The organism is Brevundimonas sp. (assembly GCF_032107865.1).
Lineage (GTDB): Bacteria > Pseudomonadota > Alphaproteobacteria > Caulobacterales > Caulobacteraceae > Brevundimonas.
Genome location: NZ_DAMCNG010000129.1, coordinates 1 through 7,928, shown reverse-complemented (window position 1 = coordinate 7,928; position 7,928 = coordinate 1). Strand labels below are relative to the sequence as shown.

Sequence of the window (7,928 nt, the reverse complement as noted above, 5' to 3'; positions counted from 1 at the left end):
CGGCCGCGACCGTTACCCGCACGACCTCCAGGGCGGCGGCGGCGGCGGCCACGTCGCCCCGCGCGGCGCGGATGGAGGACTCCACCCGGCCGAACAGGTCGATCTCATAGGAGACGTCCAGGCCGACGTCATAGGTGTCGACCTCCGGCAGCTTGGCGCCGCCGGCGGTCGGCACGGTGTCCGTCGAGGCCCGGCTGCGGTTATAGGCGGCCGAGGTGGTGGTGGTCGGGAACCGGCCCGAGCGGGCTTCGGATAGCGAGGCCCGGACGGCGCGCAGATTGGCTGCGGCCGCCTCCAGCTCGTTGTTCTCGGTCAGGGCCTGCTGGATCAGGCCGTCCAGCGTCGGATCCTGATACAGCCGCCACCAGTCGTCGCGGGCCGCCTCGGTCGAAACCGAGGCGGATTGCGAGCCGACGAAGGCGCCCTGGCCTTCGGCCGGGAGGGTGGGGAGCGGCGCCTTGGGGCCCACCGCGCAGGCGGCGAGCAGGGCGGCCGACCCCGCGGCGGTCAGCAGAGTGCGGAGTTTGCCGTTCATTTTACGCATCTCCCTGGCGCGGAGCGGCGGGAGCCGGTTCCGGGCCGTCGGGGGCAAAGGGGTCGTGCGGGGTGGAGCCGAAGCTGGTCGGGAGCTCGCGCTCCTTGCCCGGCGCCTTGGGCAGCTTGCCCGCCATCCAGCGACAGATGACATAGAAGACCGGGGTGAAGATCAGACCGAAGAAGGTCACCCCCAGCATCCCATAAACCACCGCGATGCCCAGGGCGTTCTGCATCTCCGAGCCGGGGCCCGTGGCGATGGCCAGGGGCAGCACGCCGAAGATGAAGGCGAACGAGGTCATCAGGATCGGGCGCAGACGCTGGCGCGCAGCCTGAACGGCGGCGTCCCAACGGTCGAGACCCTCTTCGTCCTCGGCCTGCTTGGCGAACTCCACGATCAGGATGGCGTTCTTGGCCGCCAGGGCGATCAGGACCACCAGGCCGACCTGGGTCAGGATGTTGTTGTCCAGACCATGCAGGTTCACGCCGACAATGGCCGCCAGGATACACATCGGCACGATCATGATGACCGCCAGCGGCAGGGTGAAGGCCTCATACTGAGCGGCCAGCACCAGGAAGACGAACACCACCGCCATGATGAAGATGATGGTCGCGCCGCCCGCCGCCTGCTTCTCCTGCAGGGCGATTTCGGTCCACTCGTAGCTGAAGCCTTCCGGCAGCGTCTTGGCCGCCAGCTCTTCCATCGTGGCGATGGCGTCGCCGGTGGACACGCCCGGCGCCGCTTCACCCTGCAGTTCCGAAGCCGGGAACAGGTTGTAGCGGACCACGCGCGCCGGGCCGGAATCGTCGGCCAGGGTCGCCACCGAACCGATCGGCACCATCCCGCCCGAGGCCGAACGGACCTTCAGGTTGGCGATGTCGGCCAGCTCGTCGCGGTAGGCGGGCTCGGCCTGGGCGGTCACGCGGAAGGTGCGGCCCAGGAAGTTGAAGTCGTTGACGTAGGTCGAGCCGAGGTAGGTGCCCAGGGTGTTGAACACGGTCGAGGGCTGGACGCCCATCAACAGGGCCTTGTCGCGGTCGACGTCGGCGGCGATGCGCGGCGAGCCGGTGTTGTAGAGGCTGAACACCTGCTGCACCTGCTCCGGCGCCTGAGCGGCCGCGCCCATCATGGCGAAGGTCGCGCCTTCCAGAGCCTGGAAGCCGGCGCCGGAACGGTCCTGGATCATCATCTTGAAGCCCGAGCCGGTGCCCATGCCTTGAACGGGCGGGGGCGACAGCATGAAGATGCTGGCTTCCTCGATGACGCCGGTCGCCCCGCTGAGCGCGCCGGCCAGGGCCGAGGCTTCCAGTTCGGGCGTGGTCCGCTCATCATAGTCCTTCAGCTTGATGAACATGGTGGCGGCGTTGGACGACAGCGAGAAGCTGGAGCCGTCCAGGCCGGCGAAGGCGGTGACTTCCTGAACGCCGTCGGCCTTCTGGACGATCTCGACAGCCTTATTCATGGCGGCCTTGGTGCGTTCCAGCGAGGCGCCCGGCGGAAGCTGGACGACGCCGATCAGCACGCCCTGGTCCTGCGCCGGAATGAAGCCCGTGGGCGTATCGGCCATGCGCCAGCCCGTCAGCGCCAGCAGGGCGGCGTAGATGACGAGCATGATGGTGACCATGCGGATCAGCTTGGCGGTCAGGCGGCCGTAGCGGTCCGACACCCAGTCGAAGCCTTCGTTGAACTTGGCTCCGGCCCAGCCGAGGTAATACATCACCGTGCCGATCAGACCCGGCTTGCGGTGATGGTCATGATCCTTGTGCGGCTTCAGCAGCAGCGCGGCCAGGGCCGGGGACAGGGTCAGCGACACCAGCAGCGAAATCAGCGTCGCGGAGGCGATGGTGACGGCGAACTGGCGGAAGAAGATGCCGGGGATGCCGGGCACGAAGGCGGTCGGCACGAACACCGAGGTCAGCACCAGGGAGATGGCGATCAGGGCGCCCGACACTTCCTGCATCGACCGATAGGCCGCTTCCTTGGGGGTCAGGCCCTCGCGGATGTAACGCTCGACGTTCTCGACCACGATGATGGCGTCGTCGACGACGATGCCGACGGCCAGAACCAGGGCGAACAGCGACAGGGAGTTGATCGAATAGCCCAGGGCCAGCTGCACCGCGAAGGTGCCGACGAGGGCGACCGGGATGGCCAGGATCGGGATGATGGCCGCGCGCCAGGTCTGCAGGAAGACCAGGATGACGATCATCACCAGGAAGACGGCTTCGATCAGCACGTCCTCCACGGCCGAAACCGAGGCGGCGACGTATTCCGTCGGGTTATAGGGGATGGCGTATTTCACGCCCGGCGGGAAGTCGGCCTTGATGGCGTCCAGCTCGGCGATGACGGCCTCGGCGGTCGACAGGGCGTTGGAGCCGGGCTGCTGGATGACGGCGATGCCGACGCCGCGCTGGCCGTTGAAGTAGCCTTCGACGCCGTAGATTTCCGAGCCGAGTTCGATGCGGGCGATGTCGCTGACGCGGGTCACGCGCCCTTGAGCGTCGGTCTTGAGCACGACCTTGCCGAACTCTTCCGGGGCCGACAGACGGCCCTCGACCTGAACCGGCAGCTCGAAGGCGGCGGCGTTGGTCGGGAAGGGGGGCTGGCCGATCGAGCCGCCGGCGGCCTGGACGTTCTGGGCCTGCAGGGCGGCGACGATCTCGGGCGCGGTCAGGTCGCGCGCGGCCGCCTTGGCCGGGTCGATCCAGATGCGCATGGAGTAGTTGCCGCCGCCGAAGACCTGGACGCCGCCGACGCCGTTGATCCGCAGCAGGCGGTCGCGGATCGTCGACTGAGCCATGTTGCCCAGGTAGTCGCTGTCGATGCCGGGATCGTCGGACGTCAGCGAGGCCAGCATCAGGAAGCCCGAGGACTCCTTGTTGACGACCACGCCGACCTGACGGACCTGCGCCGGAAGGCGCGGCTCGGCCAGGGCGACCCGGTTCTGCACCAGCACCTGGGCGGTATCGAGATCGGTGCCCGGCTGGAAGGTCACGGTCACGGAGACCCGGCCGTCCGAGGTGGACGACGAGGTCATGTAGAGCATGTTCTCGACGCCGTTGATCTCCTGCTCCAGCGGCGCGGCGACCGTTTCGGAGAGGGTTTCAGCCGAGGCGCCGGCGTAGGAGGCGGTCACGCTGATCGTCGGCGGCGCGATGTCGGGATACTGCGCCAGCGGCAGCATCGGCATGGCGAAGGCGCCGATCAGGGTGATGAAGACCGAGATCACGATCGCGAAGATCGGTCGGTCGATGAAGAAGCGGGATATGTTCATGAATCAGGTTCCGGCTCGTGAGCCCCCTCCTCAGCCGGCGCTGGCGACGAAGGTGGCGGACGAAGCGACCGGCGCCGTGGTCACGGGCGCGTCGGTCTTGGTTTGCTCGGCCTTGATGGTTCCGTTCTGGGCGGTGACTTTCTGGCCCGGACGGGCGCGCTGAAGGCCGTTGATGATGACCCGGTCGTCCGGCGTCAGGCCCGTGCGCACGACGCGCAGACCGTTGGCCAAGGGGCCCAGCTGGACCGGCTTGGCGCCGACCGTGCCGTCCTTGGCGACGACATAGACCACCTTGCGCGGGCCATCGGTGACGACGGCGGAATCCGGCACCAGCATGGCCGCATAGCCGCCCGAGCCCGCCAGTTGGGCGTGACCGAACATGCCGGGCTTCAGGAAGCCGTCGGCGTTCTGCACCACGGCGCGCAGGCGGATGGTGCCCGAGGAAGCGTCGATGGCGTTGTCGGTGAAGTCCAGCGTACCGGTGCGGTCATAGCTGGTCTCGTCCTGCAGGCGGATGCGGATCGGGGCCGAACCGTTGCGGGCGTCGCGCTGATACTTCAGCGCCAGGGCTTCGGAGCCGTCAAAGACGAAGTAGATCGGCGAGGACGAGACGATGGTCGTCAGTACGTCGCCGGCCGACGAACCGCCGCCGATCAGGTTGCCCGGATCGACCCGGCGGTCGGACACGCGGCCCGAGATCGGGGCGGTGACGCGGGTGAACTCGACGTCCAGCTGACGGGCGCGAATGGCGGCGTTGGCGGCGGCCACGGCGGCCTCAGCGGTCTGGACGGCGCCGCGCTTGGAGTCGACCTCGGCCTGAGACACGGCCTGCGAGGCCAGCAGGCCCTCGGCGCGGGCCAGTTCCGTGCGGGCCAGCGTCAGTTGCGCCTGACCCTGGGCCAGTTGGGCGCGAGCCGAGGCCAGGGCGGCCTGGGCCGGACGCGGGTCCAGGGTGAACAGGGGTTGGCCCTGGCGCACGAAGTCGCCGTCCTTGAAGTGGACCGACTGGATGTAGCCGCCGACGCGCGCGCGCACGTCGACCGAACGGGGCGCCTCGAAGCGACCCGTGAATTCGTCCCAATCGACGACCTGTTGCGACAGGGGGGCGGCCACCGTGACGGGCGGCGCGCCCTGGGCGGGCGCTTCCTGTCCCTTGGAACAGCCATAGAGGGCGGCCGCCATCAAAGCGGACGCGGCCGCGATCTTAACCGTGCGCATCGGCGCAATCTCCTTGGGAGTAACGTGATCTGGGAGACTGTCGCTCTTTGGGGAGGATGCGTCCAGTCAAAGCTGGCTGACTTAAAGACGACGAAAGCCGCGCTTGTCAACGCCTGATGACAAGGCCATATAGCGCGTAAGGTTTATTGGAGTGCGACCAATTGGTCCTGTGCGACGTCCCCCGCCCGCGTAACGCCAACGCCACCCGCCAGGCCATCCTGGAGGCGGCGCGCGAGCGTTTCTGCGCGGAAAGCTATGATGATGTCGGCATGCGCGACGTGGCGCGCGACGTCGGCGTCGATGCGGCGCTGATCAGCCGCTACTTCGGTTCGAAGGAAGATCTGTTCCTGTCCGTGCTGGACAGTTGCAAGAACGGACGCGACCTGATGGAGGGCGACCGCGCCGATTTCGGTCAGCGCCTGGCCACGGAAGTCGTCTTTGGCGAGGCGGCCCGTTGTGACGCCGATCCGACCGGCGAGAAGATGCGCGGCCTGCTGATCCTGTTGCGCTCGATCGGTTCGACCAAGGCGATGGACGTGGTGCAGCGCACGGCGAACAACCGCTTCTTCGATCCCCTGACCCAGTGGATCGGCGGCGAGGACGCGGCCGTGCGGGCGCGCCTGGCGTCTGGCCTGATCATGGGCATGGCCATCGGCCGTGAACTGTCGGACGGCTTCTCCGCCCTGACGGACGAGCAGCGGGACCGCCTGCGCGACCGCATGGCCAAGGCGCTTCAGGGTCTGATCGACGGCTGAATTGAAAAGAGGCGGACCGCAGCCCGCCTCTCGTCTCCTATTATAGATGTCGTCTAGGCCCAGTGCATCGGCACATGGCGCGCCGCCGCCCAGTGGATGGCGCGGATGGCGTCGACGATGGCGCGGGTGGCTGACACCGTGCCCAGCGGCCCGCCCAGGTCGGCGGTGACCGCGCCCGAGGCCAGGACGGCCGCGACCGCCGCCTCGATGGAGTCGGCCTCATCCTCCAGATCGAAGCTGTGACGCAGCATCATGGCCGCCGACAGCACCATGCCGACCGGATTGGCCAGATCCTGTCCGGCGATGTCTGGCGCCGAGCCGTGGATGGGCTCGAACAGGCCCGGCCCCTCGGCGCCCAGGGAAGCCGAGGGCAGCAGGCCGATGGAGCCGCCCAGCACCGAGATCTCGTCCGACAGGATGTCGCCGAACATGTTCTCGGTCAGGATGACGTCATAGTCGCGCGGCTTCCTGATCAGGTGCATGGCCATGGAGTCGACCAGGGCGTGCTCCAGGGTGATCTGCGGATATTCCTCGGCGTGGATGCGGCTCACGACCTCGCGCCACAGGCGGCTGGTCTCCATGACATTGGCCTTGTCGACCGACGTCACCTTGCCGCGCCGTTGCTGGGCGGCCTGGAAGGCGGCGCGGGCGACGCGCTCGATCTCCTCGACCGTATAGACGCACAGGTCCGAGGCGCTGGTTTCGGTGCGGGTCTTCTCTCCGAAATAGACGCCGCTGGTCAGTTCGCGGAAGACGATCAGGTCGACGCCCTCGACGATCTCCTTTTTCAACGGCGACAGGTGGGCCAGGACCGGCGAGACCTGCAGCGGGCGCAGGTTGGCGTACAGGCCCATGGCCTTGCGGATGGACAACAGGCCCTGTTCCGGTCGCACCGGCGCGCCGTCCCACTTGGGACCGCCGACCGCGCCCAGCAGCACGGCGTCGGCGGCCAGGCAGGCGGCCTTGGTCTCTTCCGGCAGGGCTTCGCCCGTGGCGTCGATGGCGGCGCCGCCGATCAGGTGTTCGGCGAAGTCGAAGCGGTGCCCGTAGATGTCGCCGATGCAGGTCAGCACCCGCTGGGCGGCCAGGGCGACCTCGGGGCCGACGCCGTCGCCGGGCAGGACGACGATGTTGAAGGTGCGCGGGGCGGGAGCGGTCATCGTGCGGTCTCCGTTTGGGGGGCGTCGTTTCTCAGGCGTTCGAAGGTGGCGACGTAGGGCAGTTTGGACTGAAGCCAGCCGAGAGCGTCGACCCCGTCCAGCAGGCACTGGCGGGCGAAGGACTCGACCTTGAACGGCACGGCCGGAGCGTTGCCGCGCCGGATCTCATTGGCGTCCAGATTAATGGTCACCGGCTGTTCCGGATGGGCGGCCAGATCGTCCCAGACCGCCTGATCGACGACGATGGGCAGGAAGCCGTTCTTCAGGGCGTTGGAGGTGAAGATGTCGGCGATCTCGGTCGAGATCACCGCCCGGAAGCCGTAGTCCAGCAGGGCCCACGGCGCGTGCTCGCGCGATGAGCCGCAGGCGAAGTTCGGCCCCGCCAGCAGGATGCGCTGCTCGGCCGGGTCGATGCGGTTCAGCACCGCCTCGGGCTTGGGCGAGCCGTCGGCCTCATAGCGCCAGTCGTGGAAGGCGTGGGCGCCCAGACCCTCGCGCGTCGTGGTGGTCAGGAAGCGCGCGGGGATGATTTGGTCGGTGTCGATGTTGGCCTGGCTCAGCGTCAGGGTCTTCGACGTTAGAGATTTGAAGGCCTCAGGCATGGATGGCCTCCAGATAGGCGCGCGGGTCGGTCAGCACCCCGGCGACGGCGCTGGCGGCGGCGGTGGCGGGGCTGGCCAGTATGGTGCGGGCGCCCTTGCCCTGACGGCCCTCGAAATTGCGATTGGAGGTCGAGACGGCCAACTGGCCCGGCGCGACGAAATCCCCGTTCATGGCGATGCACATGGAGCAGCGGGGGATGCGCCATTCGGCGCCCGCCTCGGTGAAGACCTTGTCCAGGCCTTCGGCCTCGGCGTCGCGGCGGACGGCCTCCGAGCCGGGCACGACCAGCATACGCACGCCCGGCTGGACCTTGCGGCCGCGCAGGACGTCGGCGGCGGCGCGCAGGTCGGTGTGTACGACGGCAGCGTGGTGCTATGGAGGGAGCT

Annotated in this window: 6 protein-coding genes and 1 pseudogene; 1 reads left to right on the top strand and 6 read right to left on the bottom strand. The window is 68.3% G+C overall.

Translation table 11 applies throughout. From position 1 onward, the window contains the following. The 3 genes from RT567_RS11120 to RT567_RS11110 form a co-directional block, all read right to left on the bottom strand. Positions 1-535, bottom strand: a 535-nt coding sequence (locus RT567_RS11120; protein ID WP_313576433.1) for a TolC family protein, incomplete at its 3' end; no start/stop codon positions are given. A 1-nt stretch (position 536) separates the two neighbouring features. Continuing rightward, the gene (locus RT567_RS11115; protein WP_313576432.1) at positions 537-3,806 is read right to left on the bottom strand and encodes a multidrug efflux RND transporter permease subunit; all 3,270 of its coding nucleotides are present in this window, start codon (positions 3,804-3,806) and stop codon (positions 537-539) included. A 30-nt stretch (positions 3,807-3,836) separates the two neighbouring features. Further along, entirely contained in the window at positions 3,837-5,024 is a 1,188-nt protein-coding gene (locus tag RT567_RS11110; RefSeq protein ID WP_125900674.1) for an efflux RND transporter periplasmic adaptor subunit, read from the bottom strand. Between the two features lie 161 nt (positions 5,025-5,185). On the opposite strand from RT567_RS11110, the gene RT567_RS11105 reads away from it, so the two are divergent. Beyond that, entirely contained in the window at positions 5,186-5,779 is a 594-nt protein-coding gene (locus RT567_RS11105; protein WP_200168355.1) for a TetR/AcrR family transcriptional regulator, read from the top strand. A gap of 53 nt (positions 5,780-5,832) precedes the next feature. On the opposite strand, the gene leuB is transcribed toward RT567_RS11105, so the two are convergent. The 3 genes and pseudogenes from leuB to RT567_RS11090 form a co-directional block, all read right to left on the bottom strand. Then, complete coding sequence (leuB, locus tag RT567_RS11100) at positions 5,833-6,939, bottom strand: 3-isopropylmalate dehydrogenase (protein WP_292060063.1); 1,107 nt, start codon at positions 6,937-6,939, stop codon at positions 5,833-5,835. Beyond that, entirely contained in the window at positions 6,936-7,541 is a 606-nt protein-coding gene (leuD, locus tag RT567_RS11095; RefSeq protein ID WP_292060062.1) for a 3-isopropylmalate dehydratase small subunit, read from the bottom strand. The genes leuB and leuD overlap by 4 nt, the downstream gene beginning before the upstream one ends. Further along, positions 7,534-7,890, bottom strand: a pseudogene (locus RT567_RS11090) (aconitase family protein); the annotation flags it as partial. The pseudogene RT567_RS11090 and the gene leuD, both read right to left, overlap by 8 nt. Positions 7,891-7,928 lie beyond the last annotated feature (38 nt).

Bases quoted from the DNA above. Each gene is read 5' to 3' on its own strand.
- RT567_RS11115 (WP_313576432.1), bottom strand. From the start codon at position 3,806: ATGAACATATCCCGCTTCTTCATCGACCGACCGATCTTCGCGATCGTG.
- RT567_RS11110 (WP_125900674.1), bottom strand. From the start codon at position 5,024: ATGCGCACGGTTAAGATCGCGGCCGCGTCCGCTTTGATGGCGGCCGCC.
- leuB (WP_292060063.1), bottom strand. From the start codon at position 6,939: ATGACCGCTCCCGCCCCGCGCACCTTCAACATCGTCGTCCTGCCCGGC.
- leuD (WP_292060062.1), bottom strand. From the start codon at position 7,541: ATGCCTGAGGCCTTCAAATCTCTAACGTCGAAGACCCTGACGCTGAGC.